We start from the raw sequence: 18533 nt of genomic DNA, 5'->3' as shown, positions 1-18533 counted from the left end.
AATTTGGCGCGTTGGATGCGTTTATGCTCACACATTTAACTTTAATTAATTTTGCATTAGCTGATCATTTGGCTATTGATATAGAACAAGGATTTAATGTTCTAACAGGCGAAACAGGTGCCGGAAAATCATTATTACTGGATGCACTCTCTGCCTGCCTAGGGGAACGTACAGATACAAATTATGTCCGTTATGGTTCGGACAAAGCGGATATTACCGCTGTTTTTACCTATCAAAATAATAGTCCTGAAGCAAAATGGCTCCAAGATCACGAGCTAGATGATGATTCTGGGGAAATTCATTTACGTCGTGTTATTTTTGCAACTGGCCGTAGTAAAGCATGGGTTAATGGTCGCCCAAGTAGTCTATCTGAACTCAAAGAATTAGGCCGTTTGCTGGTTCAGCTCTATAGTCAGCACAGCCAGCAGCAGCTGCTTGAACCACCTTATCCAAAGCATTGGCTAGATCGTTATAACAATTTTTATGCTGAAGCAAATGATGTACGTGAAGCCTATAGCACATGGCAACGTACCATTCGTTTGCATCAAGCAGCCTTAGATGCACAAGCAACCCGCCTACAACGTATTGGTACTTTAGAGCATCAAATTGAAGAGCTCGAAGAGGTCATTCAAACTGACTATAAAGAAATTGAGCAAGAGTTCGATCGCCTTAGTCATCATGAACATATCATGCAAGATTGTAGCTATAGCCTAAATGTGCTTGATGAAGCTGAGCAAAACATTACTCAAGAAATGTCTTCGATTATTCGCAGATTAGAATCCCACGCGGGCCGTAGCGAACAACTTTCCGAGATCTATAATTCTTTACTGAATGCTCAAAGTGAAATAGATGATGCAACGGCAAACTTGCGTCAATTTATTGATCGTCAAAGTTTTGATCCAGAGCGAATGGAAGAACTAAATTCCAAGTTGGAAGTTTTCCACCGTCTGGCACGTAAATACCGCACTCAACCAGAAATACTTAAAGAAGAATATGAAGCTTGGCAAAGTGAGCTTGAGCAATTACATCAACTTGAAGACCCAGAAACATTGGCAGAACAAGTTGAAAAGTCGCATGAGGAGTTCTTAGAAAAAGCTCAGCATTTAGACCATATTCGTCGTGAAGCTGCTGCCCCACTTGCTAAACAATTAACCGAACAAGTGAAGCCTTTAGCGTTACCAGAGGCACACTTTGAGTTTAAGTTTGAACCATTAGAGCAACCTACCGCTGAAGGTTTGAGTTTTATTCAACTATTATTTACTGCCAATAAAGGTATTCCTCCTCAACCATTAGCACGAGTAGCCTCAGGTGGTGAACTTTCACGTATTGCGTTAGTTATGCAAGTCATGAACGCTGAAAAAACCGAAGCAGAAGTGTTAGTGTTTGATGAAATTGATGTCGGGATTAGTGGTGGAACCGCAGAAGTTGTGGGACGTTTACTTGCCGACTTAGCCCAACATGTTCAACTTTTATGTATTACCCATCAGGCACAAGTTGCTGCACAATCAGATCAGCATTTATTAGTGAAGAAACAACAAACTGATCCAGCCAGTAGTACCATTGTACAACTTGATGAAAATCAAATTATTTCTGAGTTAGCACGCATGTCAGGCGGTGTTGAAATTAATGAAACAACCTTGCAACACGCAAAACAATTACGCCAACTTAAATTTCAGGCTTCTTCAAATTAATAAAGAAAATGAGAGAAAAAGATTGGCGAAATCCGATTAACTCTTGTATGTTGATAAAAAGAACCTATATAGATAAAAGGGTCGAGAGACCCTCTAGTGACATTTTTTGAGGGAGAACCGCTTAGGTGACCAAACAATATCTGACTCACCGTTGTCTGATTGCCCCGCCAGAAATGGCAGATGACTTTTTCGCAAACACTGTAATTTATCTTGCCCGTCATGATGAAGAAGGTGCTCAAGGCATTATTATTAACCGCCCTTCCGGCATTCAAATTAAAGAATTACTCAATGATCTCGACATTGAAGCAGACAATGTAAATCCACATGTGGTTTTACAAGGTGGGCCATTACGTCCCGAGGCTGGATTCGTTCTTCATACTGGACAACCGACATGGCATTCATCTATTGCTGTAGGTGAAAATGTTTGTATTACTACCAGTAAAGATATTCTTGATGCGATTGCCCACAATGAAGGTGTTGGTCGATATCAAATTGCTTTAGGTTATGCGAGCTGGGGTAAAAACCAGTTAGAAGATGAAATTACGCGCGGTGACTGGCTCATTTGTGATGCCGATATGGATCTGATTTTTAACCTGCCTTATGACGATCGTTGGGATGCAGCCTATAAAAAAATCGGTGTAGATCGTGCATGGTTAGCATCTGAAATCGGACATGCTTAATGACCGAAACACAATCAAAATCGATTATGGCTTTTGACTTTGGTACTCAAAAAATGGGAATGGCGATTGGTCAGTCTTCAATTGAAAGTGCCAATCCCCTCCCTCTATTTGTGATGAAAGATGGTATTCCAAACTGGGATCAGCTCTTAAAAATCGTGAAAGAATGGCAACCTGATCTATTTTTGGTTGGTTTGCCTTTGAATATGGATGATAGCGAGTCAGAACTTTCTACACGTGCCCGCAAATTTGCGAGACGTTTACGCCATCAAACCAATATTGAAACATTAATGGTAGATGAGCGTCTAACTACACGTGAAGCACGAGAAGAACTCGGTTTCTACCAAGAGCAAGGTCGAGCAAAAAAACTTTCTGCAGATAGTTTTGCAGCCGCCTTACTCATTCAGAGTTGGTATCGAAATCCGGTCGGTTTAACCCCGTAATATTAAAAAGGAAGGCTAAAGCCTTCCTTTTTTAGTTCTCGTTTTATTTCTCGATAATATGCACAGTTGCCGTACGTCCAGAGACAAAAGCAAGCTGGTTCTTTGGTGTTTCATCCAATACGATTTTTACAGGCACACGCTGCGCTAAACGAACCCAACTAAACGTTGGATTTACATTGGCAAGAAGTTTAGAGCTGCTTGAGCGTTCACGATCTTCGATACCTGATGCAATACCTTGTACATGGCCTTTAATTTTTTGGCTATCACCCATTAACTGTACACTGGCCTGATCGCCGACATGAATACGGTTTAATTTAGTCTCTTCAAAATAGCCCACAACATAGAGTTGTTTACGGTCAAGTAGTGCTGCAACAGCCTGACCAACTTGAACATAGTTACCTGGGCGCATATCAAAGTTAGATAAAGTACCATCAGCTGGAGCAATCACCGCAGCACGATGCATATTAAGCTCGGCCAAATGCAAGTTGCTCGTTGCCGCCTCAATCAGAGCCTGTTGTTGCTTAACAGTTGCTTCCGCTTGTTGAATAGCAGCTTGGAGTTGCTCATGTTCAGCATGAGATTGATCACGTGTTGCGAAAACTTGATCTTGTTCTTGTTTAGAGATAGCGCCATCCATAAGGTTTGAATAGCGGCTTGCGTTTTTCTCGGCTAACTTAATATTCGTATCCGATTTAATCAGGTTCGCTTTTGCTTGTGCTAAACCAGCTTGCGCTTGGGCAAATGCTGCATTTGCTTTTGCTAAATCAGATTTTGCCTGCTCTACATCTAAAGCTCGGCGAGAAACATCAATTTTAAAGAGCACCTGACCTTTTTTTACAGTCTGGTTATCTTGAACCAATACTTCTGTCACAAGCCCCGCGACATCTGAAGATACTTGAATAACGTCACCACGAACTCGACCATCACGCGTCCACGGCGCTGCATTATAGTAATTCCATAAATGCACAATGGTATAGACCGCCACCATTAATGCGACAATCAAAATTACTGGACGGATGACTTTTTTCAAATCCACCTGATTCATTTCACTCACCTAACTCAATCTTTAATTTCGCAAACATCTCTACGCACCGACCCCAACAAAAATTTGATGTATTACCAAAAGTAATAAGAGGTAAAAACACAAATTAAAAATACTAGGTAATGCAATCCAGCCTTGTGCAATCAACTTATTTGTTAAAGGACTTAACCCACGGAAACAGATATATGCCAAGAGTGCTTGAACGAGCAAAGAAGGCACATAAATACCATAAACATTAAACTCACCCATTTGCTGTGGCTCCTCTCAGGGTGCTGTTTTCATTCATTTGCTCTGATGAAACGTGGCACATGCTATAAGCAATATTGTTCAGTGAAATGAGTAGTCTTTGTCGCATAGTCATATCTTCAACATTTGAAGCAAGCTGTTTTAATTCAAATAACGCTCGGTAGATTCGCTCTACTAAAGCGGTCGTATCATTTTCATCGTTTTCTTTAGCTCTAAACAACTCATCCAGATTTTGTTGCAAATCGCCAATATGCTGAGTGAGTTCGGATGTTTGAGGAAACTGATTGGCTAACTCTTGCAATCGGCTTAAATCAACAATACTACTCGACTCAATCAGAGCCTGATGAATTGAAGTTTTAATCTCATCTGATTGCACCATTTTGCTGTTTAGAATCCCAATCCGATCTAGCATACTGCGTAGATGAACTTTAAAATCAAGACCATATGGTAGATAGATCGCTTGTCGCATGGCGCGATAATGCAAGGCTAAAATACGGCTTGCACTTGTATCTGGTGACATGGCGCGAACAACATCAATGACAATCAAAGATACTAAAACACCTAAGATCATGGCAAATGAACTATCAAGATAAGACACTGCATCCATGCTATAAGCATTGTGCAGGTTTAATCCCATCATGGTATTAATACCCAACACCATACCTACTGGCATCAGCATCTGGTTAGCCATCATAGACACTGCGAATAAGAACATCGGTAACAAAACCAGACCAAGTTCCCAAAAAGTGGTGACATGCGGGAAAATACCAAATGCATAAACAAAGACTAAAACTGCGGAAGCTATACTGCCCCAGATAAAAATACGCAGAACCGGAACAGGGTTGTCTAAGGCTGTTAAAATACAGGCGGTTACTGCGCCCATCTGTGCCATCATAAATCCAGCTTTCCACCCCGAAACAATCCAGACTCCAGTCACAATAAATGTAATAAGGACTGCACTAATACCGCCTCGTATCGCCACACCATGGTCACGGTGCAAACTTGGATATTTGGTGGTCATTGGGGTAATGTTGTCAGGAATTTCTTTATTACCTTGCTGAATTCGCTGCCACAAAACTTTAACCGCTAAAACATTGCTAATGAAATGACGCACATCCATTTTCATGGCTGCAACTAAAACTTGTTGATGTGTAGAAGCCGACTCCATCAAACTTGCAAAATCGCTTTCAAACTCATCAGGCAACTGCAAAATATTTTCATCAATAATCAGATCTTTTTGCTCTAAAAACTGTACAACATGAGCTGAAAGCTGTTGCAGTTTTTCTGCATGAGTCTCGATAAACCGAAGTTCTTTAAGCTGCTTAATACGCTCAGATAAAGCGACTAGATTAGCCACCACCATTGAGATTTGATGAAGCATTTCCTGCAAGGGTTTGGTCATACCATGCAGTTCGCCCTTTTCATAGCTCAAATGTACTGCCAAAGCATGAATATCTGTGGTGTCGCGAGTAATGGCAGCCAAGAGCTGAGTATTGTTCTGCTGCGAATCTGTATTTAATAAATTAGCAAACAGATTTTCTGTATCTTTTAGGGTTTTTATCACCCGCTGTTTAATTGCCGAGCCAATATGCATTGGAAGAATCGTGGCAGAAACCACTGCACTTGAAATCACGCCAATTGAGATTTCTATGACTCGAGCTAAAGCAATATCAAATATATTGTATTGATCAATATAGGTAATCGCATTGAAGACGATCATGGCTGTCGAGTAGCCCGCCAGCATAAAAGCATAACTACGCGGAGTACGATCGAGTAACGACACATAAAGCGCAAAACCCACCCACAACGACAACACCACGGTAAATATCCAAGGTGTATTAATTAGATGGGGCGTTAGGGTTAGGGCAATCACAGCTCCGCCAATTGTCCCTACCACTCGATAGACACATTTAGAGGACACCATTCCTGAATATGGATTGGCAATAATCAGGACCGTACCAATCGACCACATCGGGTTAATCAGATCTAACTCAAACGAAACAAATAGTGCCAACATTCCGGCAATAAATGTTTTTAAGGCAAAGATCAGATCAAGCCTACTCGGGCGAAACGCCAGTATTTGCTTTAATAACATGAACTCATCTCAAATACAGATTTGAACTGATGAGCATGCCCTTCAATATTTGATTGTCTTTCTAAAGACAACACAACTTTGCCATTTGCCTCAAAGCAAATGATATGAGGAGCATCCTTCAATACAATGATTTTTCCACATCTCGCCTGATTGGCAGAGATGATTTCAGTTTGGGCGCCATTTAAACGGCCAAGCTTTGGAAAGAAGAGGTATCAAGAAATCAATCTAGAACCGACCAATTTCTCGATTAGATATTTTGTTTGGTAATTTTTTCAAAATAAAGCGATTTAGTCAACTAAAATATCTCTATTTGATAATTTGATATATTTTTTAATTATCGTATATGATGTATAAGCCGAGAGAACTTTTCTCTTTGTCAGAGTAAAATACTCAAATCAGGCATTTATTTTAGAATTGAGACAAATCTTCTTTTTTTCTGTTATAAAAACTCAAAGATGACTCGTTGTTAAAGGATACGAACAAGACATTATGGCAATTTCAAGTTTTGGCAAAATTTTAACCGTACTGGACCTATTTTCAGTTTCGCGTCCAATCATTAATGTCGATATTATTTGCGAAGAACTTGGCTTGTCCAAACCAACGAGTTACCGTTACCTCAAAGAGCTAGTATCAGCTGATCTATTAAAACGCATTAATGGAACCTCTGGCGATTATACCTTAGGCTCAAAAATTGCAGTTCTTGACTATATATCTAGAACAACCGACCCACTGGTTCAAATCAGCACGCCATTTATGCGAAATATTGTAGAGCGTACCGAGCTGTGCTGTTTGCTTACCTATTTAAATGATGATTATTGCATTGACATACATCATGAAATATTTAAAGACACTGAGCTACTTTCATATGGCCGAGGCTGCCCAAGACCGATTTACGTTGGATCATCTCCAAAAACAATGGTTTCGCATTTAAGTAAACAGCGCATGCAGGACTACTACCACCGTTACCAGCAAGAATTAAAACAATCAGGTTTTGCTGAAGATGAACCGAGCTTTATTCAGCGTATGCGTAAAATTAAAAAACAAGGGTTCTATTTCTCACAAGGTGAGATTGACCCAAATGTTTCAGGTCTAGCTGTTCCTGTTCGTTTTTCAAACAAAGAAGTACCTTTAGCTTTGACCTTAGTTGCCTCTAAAAATCGTTTTGATTTTTTAAACGTTGAAAAGCTTATCGAAATTTTGCAAGAAAATGCGGCACTTATTGAACAACGTTTTATGGAATTATCTGAAAAAGGTGAAATCTAAAACTCCACCTTATGATAATTTAAAGTTTTCTTACACTTTAAAACATTGAATATATCACAATATTCTCATATTATGATTTTAGCTCCTATTGATGATTCTTTTCATCAGCAGCTCATCAGTAGAAGCATCCCCCTCAGAGGAATAAGCTCATGCTGCCATCATGGGCTTTTTTCTTGTCTTATTTTTATAAAAACTTAAATTGCCGAAAAGTAAGATTAATACGTGGTTGTAAAATCTTTGTTGAGCGATTTAAACGGTGTTGCCAATATTGTTGAGTCTCACCACGCATCACAATGAGTTGGCCTGGTTGTAGCCACAATTCAACTTTCTCTTTACTTTGAATATGTCTAAAAGAAAATTTACGAGTAGCACCAAAGCTTAAAGAGGCGATTGTTGTCGTTCTTGCCAAAGAAACATCCGAGTCACTGTGCCAAGCCATTCCTTGGGTTCCATCTTCATAAAGATTTGCCAAACAAGAATTAAATTTTTCTGAAAGTATTTTTTCTACCTGTTGTTTTAGTTTGGCGAGTGCTTTGTCCCAAGGTAAAGAATCACGTGCGACACCCGAATATTTATATTGATAGTAATCATCTCCATACCATGCAACTTTTCGAGCTGTAATAAAGTGCTTGCCATACAACTTAGCCTCGTCATGTTTCCATGCGAGGTGTTGATAAAGATAATGAAAATATTGTTCAGCTTCTTCAAGGCTTAAAATACAACCATAGTCCTGAACTTCACCATCGTAGGGTAATAAATTCTCACAAGGATCTGGAGAAAATAAATCCAAGGTCATACGGTCTCTCCATGTTGCTTTGACATCTCCCAAGCTAACAATGCCAATTTACGCCCCTTTTGCCAATGATATTCTCCGACCATCCCTGTGGCACGGATCACTCGATGGCAAGGAATCAGATATGCAATCGGATTTTGTCCAATTGCAGTAGCAACGGCTCTGACTGCTTTAGGCTTCCCAATTTGCTCTGCAATGTCTTGATAAGTACGCAATTGACCTTCTGGAATGGTGAGCAAGGCTTCCCATACTTGTAGCTGAAATGGGGTTCCAGCCAAATTAAGAGGAAGTTTCTGCTGTAAGTGTTCTGAAAAATCCTGTTCAAACCACTTTGCAATTTGTTGATGCCAAATCGGTGACTGATTTTTCAATTGAGCTTTCGGAAAGTACTGTTTAATTAGTTGTTCAATATTGTCGTGAGTTTCGATAAACCGTATAGAACATATTCCTTTTTCACTACTGACCACCAACAACTCACCGAAGGGACTTGTCTCAACCGAATAATTAAGGATAACGCCTTCGCCTTGTTGTTTATATTCACCAGGCGTCATCCCTTCGAGCTGAATAAACAGATCGTGTAAACGTCCTGTGCCAGATAAACCCGTATTTAAAGCAGTTTCCAATAAACTCCGCTGTTGCAACAGATAATATTTAGCCTGTTGCAAACTCATATATTGCACAAATTTTTTCGGGCTAATCCCTACCCATTCTTGAAACTGGCGTTGAATATAACCTGAACTTAAATTCATATGGCTTGCAACATCATCCAGACTGGGTTGCTGGTCCAGATGTTCATATAAATATTCAATCACAGTGGCAATTACAGCAAATTGCCGAGAAGAAAGCATTTGCATGTGTCACCTCCTTAGCACTTATATCTTACATTAAAGTAGCCAAAGCCCTATGACGACCCGATTCTTGCACTCTTCAAAAATAAAAAAGCCTTTCATTGTAGAAAGGCTTAATCATTCAATATGCACTTAAGGCTGCTTTAAATAAGGCCAAGCTGCTTTAAGATAAATAAACATTGACCATAAAGTTAAAATGACCGCTGTATATAACAAAGCATAGGCAAGCATTTCTAAAGGCTGCCAATTAAGTAAGAACACACTAATGGCAATCATCTGAAAGGCTGTTTTATATTTACCTACAGTCGATACTGCCACACTGGTTCGTGCGCCAAGTTCTGCCATCCATTCACGTAAAGCAGAAACTGTAATTTCCCGTGAAATAATCACAATTGCCGCAAAAGCCATTGAAATGGTTGGATTCCACTGCACTAAAACAATCAGTGCAGCCGCCACCATGAGCTTATCTGCAACTGGATCTAAAAAACGGCCAAATGCTGAAGTCTGGTTTAAAGTTCGTGCTAAATAGCCATCAAACCAATCGGTAATAGCAGCAAACACAAAAATAGCCGTCAAGATAATATGACGACTCATACTACCTTCATGCTCACCAATACCCATTGCAGGCGGCCAATACGCGATCACCAAAAATACAGGAATAAGCGCAATACGCGCTAATGTTAGGATATTTGGGATATTCAGGATTCGCCCTGTGGTCATAAACACCGCCAATTAAGTCTTCATGCATCTTGTAACAGACAAAAATACTTTCTTCAATATTGTATCTATCTGTAACAGCCACTTTATACGAAATATATGAATCGAGGAAGTGGACTGCTTAGGTAAATACCGTAACAGTTTGCCGTAAAATTGCAATTAAATGATCATTTTGGTCCCAAAGATGGGCATATTCTGTGGAATAACCTTCACCTGCATATTCAGTTACCACTTTATATTTAAACCAGTCACACAATTGATGTTGGAACGGATGGACATAGGTAATGTGCCAAGTTAAAGAACTTGCAGGAGCAACTTGCTTAAACATCGGCAATACACCAGGCGGCCAAATATCCATCAAAACAATTAAATCTGGCAAAGTCATTTGACGATTTTCATGCTTATCGGGATTAAACCTTGACCATCCTCCAAAGTCAGCATACTGACTTCCTGTAACAGGATAATGACCTTCCGCCCAGCATACATCAAAATGTTGATAGCATTCTGGCATTTGTCTAGCAAAAGGAATAGGTTGTAACTCTTCAGGTTGCCTATAAACTGGAACGATAGGCTCATGTCGCACTTCAATATTCGACGCACGCGGCACACCAAAGCTTGCCACCAAAATCGTTTGTACCGCACCATCTTGCCATAAACGGGTTTCAAGTGTAGTGACCGACTTTCCTTCTCTTAAAATTTCAATAGTCAATTGAGCAGGTCCCTGCTGTACAGGCCCCACAAAAGTAATACTACAACTTAATAATCTTTTATTTGGATCTTGAATATTGCAGCAGGCTTTTTGCATGAGTAGTCCAGCAACAAGACCACCAAAAACAGTTCGCCCTTGTAGCCACCCTTCAGGTATTTCAATCCATTCCTTTTGTTTTATTTCTTCAAATAATTGCAGTAATGACATTCACTTCCCTAAAGCACTCTGACTCTTGATGAAACATCTTTCATCATTTTAAAGGGAATGTGAATGATCATTCTTGTACTTATATACCAACTATTTGGTCATTCAGCATAGAAACTTATCTTTATTCATGCAGAATTTTATAAATCGTTCTTGCCATCATTTCACCAAAACCGGGCACAAGAGTAAGCTCTTTTTCAGATGCTTTTAAAACGCCTTGGATTCCACCAAAATGAGTTAATAAATCTCGACGGCGCTTTGGACCCAACCCAGGAATCGCCTCTAAAACTGAGGTACTTCGGCGTTTATCACGTTTAGCACGATGTTTGGTAATCGCAAAACGATGGGCCTCATCACGTACCTGCTGAATCAAATGCAATGCCTTATGGTCTTCCGGTAACTGGATTTTTGTGCCGTCGGTAAAATGCAGGGTTTCAAGTCCGGGTTTACGCCCTTCACCTTTAGATACACCCACCATAAAAGCGTCTAGCCCAAGCTCTTGCATGACCTCCATCGCCATATGGAGCTGGCCTTTACCACCATCAATCAACAGTAAATCAGGCAATATGGCTTTTTTATAACGACGTGTTAAAGCTTGACGCATAGCAGCATAATCATCGCCTGCTGTAATGTCTTGAATCGCAAATTGGCGGTAGTCACGTTTACGCGCCCCGCCTTGGTCAAACACGACACATGAGGCAATTGGAGCTTCACCCATGGTATGACTAATATCAAAACACTCAATACGATCAACGGGTCTTCCCACCACTTGCTCTAACTGATGGAAACGTTCATTAAGCTCTAAATGATTACTCAACTGCCCCTTAATGGCATGTTGAACGTTCATTTCGGCTAGTTCCAGCCACTCGGCACGAGTTTCTCGAACATTACTCTTAATCTGAACCTTTTTGCCAAACTGCTGTGCCAACGCTTCTTCTAATTCTTTACAGTCAGGCAAAGCAATATTTACGATGAGCTCATTGGGAACTTCATCGGCAACCTGAAAGTAAAAGTTCGCCATAAAGTCACTCAGCATTTGCCCAAGATCATCACCGAGCATGTCTGGGAAATAACTTTTTCCACCCAGCATTCGCCCATTGCGTACATACATAATTTGCACGCATGTCACGCCTGCCTGATATGCAATTGCCAGAATATCCGCTTCGCCTTTGACTTTAAATACGGCTTGTTGGGCTTGTACTTCACGCAATAAAGATAAACGATCACGGTAAAAAACAGCTTTTTCAAATTCAAGCTCAGCCGCTGCTTGTTCCATTTTGGCAATGAGCTCTTGATTAAGCTCTTTGGTATCACCTTGCAAAAAGCGAATACTATTATTAACGTCTTCTTTATAATCTTCGGGCGAAATCAGACCTACACAAGGGGCTGAACACCGCTTGATTTGATATTGCAAACATGGACGCTTGCGCTGTGAGAAATAGCTATTTTCGCACTGACGCACATTAAAAAGTTTTTGCAAAACCAGTAATGTATCGCGTGCACTATAGGCACTTGGGTACGGTCCAAAGAACTTACCAATTTGGTGCTTACCTTTACCACGCCCACTGGCAAGCCGAGGATAAGGCTTGTCAGCCGAAACAAAAATATAGACATAAGACTTATCGTCCCGCAGCATAATGTTATAAGGCGGACGATGTTGTTTAATTAAATTTTGTTCTAAGAGTAAAGCTTCAGTTTCTGAACGAGTAACCAAAGTTTCGATATCATAAATTCGTGCAACTAAAGCTTGTGTTTTAGGATGCTCAATTGTTTTAACAAAATAACTCGACACCCGATTTTTTAGGTTTTTTGCTTTGCCGACATATAACAATTCACCCTCCTTCCCTAGCATTTTATAAACACCTGGAAGCTGGGTCATGTTGGCTAAAATTTTTTCAATATGAGGACGAGCGTTTTGATTCACTATTGGCATGCATGGCTTAATACTGAATACCTAATGTGATGTTTTCACTCCTACTTTTCAAGTGCTTTACTGTGCCAGAACATAAATTTGGAAAGAGATTTAGATATGGTCCGACAGATTGTGTCGTACTTGCTTAAGAATCTAGACGATAGTAACTATATTTAACGTCTTTTTCTTTGTAGACCGCATAGGTTTTTTGACGAAAATCCGAGAACCAACCATTGCCCGTATAGCCTGCAATATGACCATAGGTGTGACCACTTGTTCGCTCAATAATGTAAATGTCACCTTCTTGTGGACGGTTGAAAGCAGGTTTAATTTTCTTATAACCATTCTTTTCTAACGTTTGCCCCCAATCAGAAGCAGCTACAGGATGCTTTGATACATCTGCTCCAGCCGCTTGTAGAGCAATACGGATATTTTTGGCGCATTTCTCTTTACTATGGTTGGCAGAGATACTTTCGAGCTTACTTGAGAACTTATGCAAATTAATATTTTGGTCTTCAGTTTTATGATTTTTAGTTCTAGATCGCTTAGATTTTTCAGTCTTCGAAGCTGCTTGTCTTAACATCACTTTTGTTTTTAAATCGCCTTGAGAACTTTCTTCTTTTCTCTCTTCGATATGATGAACATGTGCATGAGCTGCGTGATGAGCATGAGCCATTTTAAAACCTACTTCCGCTGACCAGTCTTCGAAAAAACCGCGCCATTGTAGAATCAAAATTGCCTATTGGCTTTTAATAGTTGTAACAAATTACCAGCACCGTGAAATGAGTCACAAAATCCATTAAATACTGTAGAGCATAAAAAAACGCCCTTTCGGGCGCTTTAATATTTGTATAAATATACATTACAAATGAAATTCAATTACTGAGCTTAACCCTCCTACTTGTAAAAGTAGAGTATTTGCCCGTAATTGGTTAATCGCATTCCTTTCAATACGACTGGCCAAGCATTTATAAAGAGTTTTAGGATTAATTTAAATTATTTAAATAAACCGTTCGCTCTATCGTTTTTTGAGTAAAGCACTGTGTATATTGCATGTCTTGGTTTTGCTTACGCATGTCAGCAGTCCAATAATCGGATTGCTTTTGGTAAGTTTCTAAGTCTTTTTCAGGAATTTCATCTACAGTCTTTTGTGCAAGCACCTTACATTCAACATCACGTTTTTTAAACCAATCCGATTGATCTTGTTTAAATTGAGTTTTTTTCTCAGCACTCAATTTGTCCCAAGTCTGATTTAAGCGTTCCACTTGCTTCGCTTTGTCACTATCCAGTTCTTTTTTACGAACATCCATAGCTTCCTGAGCCAAAGCAGTCTGCTCTTCATTATTTTGTTCAGATATTTGCTGATTTTCTTCAATATTTTCTTCAATCAACTCATTTTCTTTAACATAGGCTGCATATTGCACAGCTTTAGTGGCAACAAAAACCAATCCTTCAATCACACTATTTTGAGTTGGCAAGTCAAACACCAAACCCTCTTTATCTGTTTTTGTGATGTTATAGAAAAAGTCACCTTTCAATTGGTCATTTTCAAGAGTCAAAGATGATTCATTATCCGAAAAATAGTCATTGAGCGTCTGTGATTCTTCATCAGAATGACGCAGCTCTTCAATATATGCTTTTTCCGCACGTTTTTGTAAACCTTTCGGCAGTGAAATGACCAATTGGCTTTCACAACTTAATTGTGTATTTTTTTGGCTTTCGTCTTCTAATGGTAAAGTGCGGATATTTTTAATTTCAAACTTCAAACCTTGATTAATTTTATTAAGAATATCTGCATCAACCTGATATTGACTTTGTCTTAAGCTACGCTCAATTTGCTTTAAATATTCTTTTTTCAAAGAAGTTTGAATCTGATTTAAATTCTCAGGGTGTGTACAACTCCAATCCGAAACTACCTCAACTTTTTCTGTTTTTGATTTTGGCTCTGGCTTAGATTTACCACATCCAGTCAATATTACTGCTGCACTGAATGTAGTTATTACTAAAGCTTGTTTCATCACCGTATTCATTTATATTCCACGCAAATTTTTAAATTTATTAAGTACAAGAAAGGTATATATTTACCAGTTGTATTATCATCCCAATAATTAATATAAAATTCACCTAAAATTTTAAATAAAGTACTATTCATGCCAATAATCTTTTTTTAAATGTATAAAATAAATGCAAATTATTTAAATAATCAAAATAAAAAACGCCCTTTCGGGCGCTTTAATTAAAATACATATGGTCGAACAAAAATCAGGAAGAAAATCCCAAGCATCAAGAACCATTTTAAGAAGTAATACAACTTACGGTTCTTAGCTTTTAAAGCCTTAGCTTTAATACGAATTTGATAGACATAACCAAAAGCTTTATTTAGGCCACCTGTTTGGTCGCCTGTTTCATTCGGTGAACTTGCCGCAGTCATCACATTACGACCAAACCAATGGTTGAAACGCTCCATCCATTTTACTTTCATTGGACGTTCAACGTCTGCAAAGAAAATAATACGGTTTTGATCAGTCTTATTTTCAGCATAGTGAATATAAGTTTCATCAAACACGACACTTTGACCATCACGCCAAGAATATCTTTCACCATCGACATCAATAAAACACCGATCATCATTCGGCGTAATCAAACCCAAGTGATAACGTAATGAACCTGCATACGGATCACGGTGTCTTACCAAACGGCTGTCAGGTGCAAGTTCAGTAAACATTGCGGCTTTAATTGTCGGCAATGTTTTAAGAAGTGCTGTGGTTTTTGGACAAAGCTCAGCAGCAGATGGATGACTCGATTCATACCATTTGAGGTAAAAACGCTTCCAACCTGTTTTAAAGAATGAGTTAAAACCTAAGTCATTATAGGTACTTGAAGCTTTAATCCCACCTTGGTCATATAACGCCTTCGCTTCATCACGAATCATTTCCCAATTTTCATCCAGCACTTTTAAATCTTTAAAATGCTGTGTATCGATATAAGGTTGATTCGGCACCTTTGAAAAGATGTACATTAAAAAGTTAATCGGTGCGAGCAAGGTTGAATGGTCAAAAAATTGACGATAAAACGAGTGACGCACTTTGCCGCGATGCTGGATATACAATGCTGATATCACAAAAATCGCTAATATGATCCACTTAATCATATTGCTACTCTTTCAAAAGATTAGGGGCAACTTCACCTTATATTTAAGGAGAGAGAAACCGGAAGTTTATTTAATTGGCGCAAATTTTAACAAAATTGACTTAGAAAAAGCGAATGTAAAAAAATTAAGTCAAATAATAGACAGCGCTGTTGTAATAAAAATTTTAAATATAGTGTATTTTTCCATAAATTTAAGGAAGTTAAAATTTATTACTATTATTACTATTATTACTGTTATTTACAGATGATCCCACTAACAATTGACATTTTTGACAAAAAATTAACTTTTAAAACTTATTCGTTTTTATATAAAAAATTGATAATTCCTATGCTTTATCAAGAAAAAGTTAAATTAAAACAAATGTCTTTCGTTATTAGCTATCTTTATGATTTCTTTTATGCATTTCATATAGATGAATTGAATAATAAATAAGATGACCCTTGCGTCACGGCTTGATACAACTTGTCAGGTTTTTTTTAGATATAGTTATCGTAAGATTAGCGAAGCATAAATGTGTACCTAAGATGTGCACACGCTTCATAACATCAACTTAGAAGTCCTCCAAAACCAAGGAGATCAGGCATGATCCACGCTGGCAATGCCATTACCGTCCAAATGCTTTCGGACGGAATTGCAGAATTCCGCTTTGACTTACAAGGTGAGTCGGTCAATAAATTTAACCGTGCAACAATTGAAGATTTCCAAGCTGCTATTGCTGCGTTAAAAGCAAATAACGATATTAAAGGCTTAGTTGTTACGTCGGGCAAATCAACATTTATTGTTGGGGCAGACATTACCGAATTTGGTGAAAACTTCGCTCAAGGCGAAAAAGCGATTGTTGACTGGCTTATGCCTGTTCACGAAATCTTCAATAGCTTTGAAGATTTAGAAATTCCAAAAGTTGTTGCTATTAACGGTATGGCGTTAGGCGGCGGTTTTGAAATGTGTTTAGTGTGTGACTATCGTGTGATGTCAGAAGCTGCACAAGTGGGCTTACCAGAAATTAAACTTGGTATTTACCCAGGTTTTGGCGGTAGCGTACGTTTAAGCCGTCTTATTGGTATCGACAACGCGGTTGAATGGATGGCAATGGCTGCTCCTAAAAAACCGGCTGCTGCCCTTAAAGATGGTGCTGTAGATGCGGTTGTAGCTGCTGATAAATTACTTGAAGCTGCAACTGACTTAGTTAAGCAAGCAATTTCTGGTCGTTTGAACTGGAAAGCTAAACGCCAAGAAAAACTTGACGCTGTAAAATTGAACCCACTTGAACAGATGATGGCGTTCAACACAGCAAAAGGTGCTGTACTTGCTAAAGCAAATCCTGCTCAATACCCTGCTCCAAAATTATTACTTGATTCATTACAAGCAGGTGCAAGCCTTGCGCGTGACGAAGCATTAAAAGCAGAAGCTGAAGGTTTTGCAAAAGCTGCGATTACTCCACAAGCTGGTGCATTGATTGGTTTATTCCTCAATGACCAAGTTGTTAAGAAAACTGCTAAAAAACATGAAAAAGGTGCACATCCTGTAAACCAAGCAGCTGTACTTGGCGCTGGTATCATGGGTGGTGGTATTGCTTACCAAGCAGCAAGCAAAGGTACACCAATTATTATGAAAGATATTGGTAACCCACAACTTGCTTTAGGTATGAAAGAAGCGAATAGCTTGTTAACTAAACAAGTTGAACGCAAGAAAATGAAACCTGCGCAAATGGGTGAAACGCTTGCACGTATCCGTCCTACTTTAAGCTACGATGAGTTTAAAGAAGTTGATATCGTGATCGAAGCAGTTACAGAAAATCCAAAAGTAAAAGAAATGGTACTTGCGGATACTGAGAAGAATGTTCGTGAAAATACGATTATTGCTTCTAATACTTCTACGATTTCAATCACGCGTTTAGCAAAAGCATTACAACGTCCTGAAAACTTCGTTGGTATGCACTTCTTCAACCCAGTTCACATGATGCCGCTTGTAGAAGTGATTCGTGGTGAAAAGACTTCTGAAGAAGCGATTGCAACTACTGTTGTTCTTGCTCAAAAAATGGGTAAAACACCGATCGTTGTAAACGACTGCCCAGGATTCTTGGTTAACCGTGTATTGTTCCCTTACTTTGGTGCGTTCGACCTTCTTGTAAAAGATGGCGCAGACTTCCAACAAGTTGACAATGTAATGTCTAAGTTTGGCTGGCCAATGGGTCCTGCTTACCTCATCGATGTTGTTGGTATCGACACAGGTGTACATGGTGCAGAAGTCATGGCTGAAGGTTTCCCAGACCGCATGAAGCCAGACTACAAAGGTTCAATCCAAGCAATGTACGAAGCTAAACGCCTTGGTCAAAAGAATGACGTTGGTTTCTACAAATACGAACTCGATAAGAAAGGCAAAAAAGCAAAAACTGTTGATCCAACAGCGTATGAAATCATTGCTCCTTTCGTAACGGGTGAGAAACGCGAGTTTGATAACCAAGAAATCATTGACCGCATGATGCTTGCTTTCTGTAACGAAACAGTTCGTTGCTTAGAAGACAACATCGTTGCAACTGCTGCTGAAGCAGACATGGCAATGATTATGGGTGTAGGTTTCCCTCCATTCCGTGGTGGTCCATGTCGTTATATCGACCAGACTGGTGTTGCTGAATACGTTGCACTTTGCGACAAATATGCACACTTAGGTAAGGCTTATGAAGCGCCACAAATGTTGCGCGACATGGCTGCTAACAACAAAAAATTCTACGGTTAAGGAGCA

The 18533-nt window shown here is 39.2% G+C and carries 19 protein-coding genes; 6 read left to right on the top strand and 13 right to left on the bottom strand.

The window, feature by feature from the left end:
- Positions 1–23: 23 nt before the first annotated feature.
- From recN to ruvX, 3 genes are all read left to right on the top strand, one after another.
- Entirely contained in the window at positions 24–1691 is a 1668-nt protein-coding gene (recN, locus tag ACTJJH_RS06715) for a DNA repair protein RecN (RefSeq protein ID WP_284088167.1), read from the top strand.
- 125 nt (positions 1692–1816) lie between these two features.
- Positions 1817–2371, top strand: coding sequence for a YqgE/AlgH family protein (locus ACTJJH_RS06710; protein WP_002114753.1), 555 nt, complete (start codon positions 1817–1819; stop codon positions 2369–2371).
- Positions 2371–2811 carry a Holliday junction resolvase RuvX gene (gene ruvX, locus ACTJJH_RS06705; protein ID WP_002115066.1) on the top strand — a complete coding sequence of 147 codons (441 nt, stop codon included), beginning with the start codon at positions 2371–2373 and terminating at the stop codon, positions 2809–2811. Before ACTJJH_RS06710 ends, ruvX begins: the two co-directional genes overlap by 1 nt.
- A gap of 43 nt (positions 2812–2854) precedes the next feature.
- On the opposite strand, the gene ACTJJH_RS06700 is transcribed toward ruvX, so the two are convergent.
- Genes ACTJJH_RS06700 through ACTJJH_RS06685 form a run of 4 tightly spaced genes read right to left on the bottom strand, consistent with a single transcriptional unit; the run spans position 2855 to position 6316 of the window.
- Positions 2855–3856 carry an HlyD family secretion protein gene (locus tag ACTJJH_RS06700; RefSeq protein ID WP_002114928.1) on the bottom strand — a complete coding sequence of 334 codons (1002 nt, stop codon included), beginning with the start codon at positions 3854–3856 and terminating at the stop codon, positions 2855–2857.
- Between the two features lie 39 nt (positions 3857–3895).
- The gene (locus ACTJJH_RS06695) at positions 3896–4102 is read right to left on the bottom strand and encodes a DUF1656 domain-containing protein (protein WP_002115096.1); all 207 of its coding nucleotides are present in this window, start codon (positions 4100–4102) and stop codon (positions 3896–3898) included.
- A complete protein-coding gene (locus ACTJJH_RS06690) occupies positions 4095–6194 on the bottom strand; it encodes an FUSC family protein (RefSeq protein WP_017402598.1) in 2100 nt (699 codons plus the stop codon). Before ACTJJH_RS06690 ends, ACTJJH_RS06695 begins: the two co-directional genes overlap by 8 nt.
- Positions 6185–6316 carry a hypothetical protein gene (locus ACTJJH_RS06685; protein ID WP_002115031.1) on the bottom strand — a complete coding sequence of 44 codons (132 nt, stop codon included), beginning with the start codon at positions 6314–6316 and terminating at the stop codon, positions 6185–6187. Before ACTJJH_RS06685 ends, ACTJJH_RS06690 begins: the two co-directional genes overlap by 10 nt.
- Positions 6317–6683: 367 nt before the next feature.
- On the opposite strand from ACTJJH_RS06685, the gene ACTJJH_RS06680 reads away from it, so the two are divergent.
- Positions 6684–7457 (top strand): IclR family transcriptional regulator, encoded by a 774-nt coding sequence (locus ACTJJH_RS06680; RefSeq protein ID WP_002114686.1) that lies wholly within the window; start codon positions 6684–6686, stop codon positions 7455–7457.
- Positions 7458–7641: 184 nt separating this feature from the next.
- Here the strand turns inward: ACTJJH_RS06680 and ACTJJH_RS06675 are convergent, their stop codons facing one another.
- From ACTJJH_RS06675 to lpxO, 9 genes are all read right to left on the bottom strand, one after another.
- A complete protein-coding gene (locus tag ACTJJH_RS06675; protein ID WP_213688960.1) occupies positions 7642–8253 on the bottom strand; it encodes an alpha-ketoglutarate-dependent dioxygenase AlkB family protein in 612 nt (203 codons plus the stop codon).
- A complete protein-coding gene (locus ACTJJH_RS06670; protein ID WP_057075914.1) occupies positions 8250–9104 on the bottom strand; it encodes a methylated-DNA--[protein]-cysteine S-methyltransferase in 855 nt (284 codons plus the stop codon). The genes ACTJJH_RS06675 and ACTJJH_RS06670 overlap by 4 nt, the downstream gene beginning before the upstream one ends.
- A 126-nt stretch (positions 9105–9230) precedes the next feature.
- Entirely contained in the window at positions 9231–9818 is a 588-nt protein-coding gene (gene pgsA / locus ACTJJH_RS06665) for a CDP-diacylglycerol--glycerol-3-phosphate 3-phosphatidyltransferase (RefSeq protein WP_002114808.1), read from the bottom strand.
- 118 nt (positions 9819–9936) lie between these two features.
- Entirely contained in the window at positions 9937–10731 is a 795-nt protein-coding gene (locus ACTJJH_RS06660) for a thioesterase family protein (RefSeq protein WP_002115041.1), read from the bottom strand.
- Positions 10732–10852: 121 nt separating this feature from the next.
- Positions 10853–12652: an excinuclease ABC subunit UvrC gene (uvrC, locus tag ACTJJH_RS06655; RefSeq protein WP_002114749.1), complete on the bottom strand. Its 1800-nt coding sequence runs from the start codon at positions 12650–12652 to the stop codon at positions 10853–10855.
- A 133-nt stretch (positions 12653–12785) separates the two neighbouring features.
- Positions 12786–13316 carry a CHAP domain-containing protein gene (locus ACTJJH_RS06650; RefSeq protein ID WP_440600911.1) on the bottom strand — a complete coding sequence of 177 codons (531 nt, stop codon included), beginning with the start codon at positions 13314–13316 and terminating at the stop codon, positions 12786–12788.
- Positions 13317–13626: 310 nt separating this feature from the next.
- On the bottom strand, positions 13627–14670 hold the full coding sequence (locus ACTJJH_RS06645) for a DUF1311 domain-containing protein (protein WP_081313827.1): 1044 nt from the start codon (positions 14668–14670) through the stop codon (positions 13627–13629).
- On the bottom strand, positions 14667–14792 hold the full coding sequence (locus tag ACTJJH_RS06640; RefSeq protein ID WP_014208213.1) for a hypothetical protein: 126 nt from the start codon (positions 14790–14792) through the stop codon (positions 14667–14669). Before ACTJJH_RS06640 ends, ACTJJH_RS06645 begins: the two co-directional genes overlap by 4 nt.
- Before the next feature lie 84 nt (positions 14793–14876).
- Positions 14877–15791, bottom strand: a complete 915-nt coding sequence (gene lpxO / locus ACTJJH_RS06635; RefSeq protein ID WP_000598899.1) for a lipid A hydroxylase LpxO — start codon at positions 15789–15791, stop codon at positions 14877–14879.
- Positions 15792–16106: 315 nt separating this feature from the next.
- On the opposite strand from lpxO, the gene ACTJJH_RS06630 reads away from it, so the two are divergent.
- Together ACTJJH_RS06630 and fadB are read left to right on the top strand one after the other, a co-directional pair.
- Positions 16107–16223, top strand: a complete 117-nt coding sequence (locus ACTJJH_RS06630) for a hypothetical protein (RefSeq protein WP_078210141.1) — start codon at positions 16107–16109, stop codon at positions 16221–16223.
- A gap of 150 nt (positions 16224–16373) precedes the next feature.
- Positions 16374–18527 (top strand): fatty acid oxidation complex subunit alpha FadB, encoded by a 2154-nt coding sequence (fadB, locus tag ACTJJH_RS06625; protein WP_440600910.1) that lies wholly within the window; start codon positions 16374–16376, stop codon positions 18525–18527.
- Positions 18528–18533: the final 6 nt, after the last annotated feature.

This window comes from Acinetobacter sp. 22301, from assembly GCF_052045285.1.
Classification (GTDB): Bacteria; Pseudomonadota; Gammaproteobacteria; order Pseudomonadales; family Moraxellaceae; genus Acinetobacter; species Acinetobacter pittii.
The sequence above is the reverse complement of the archived record's forward strand: the minus strand, read 5'-3'. Positions and strand labels throughout refer to the sequence as shown.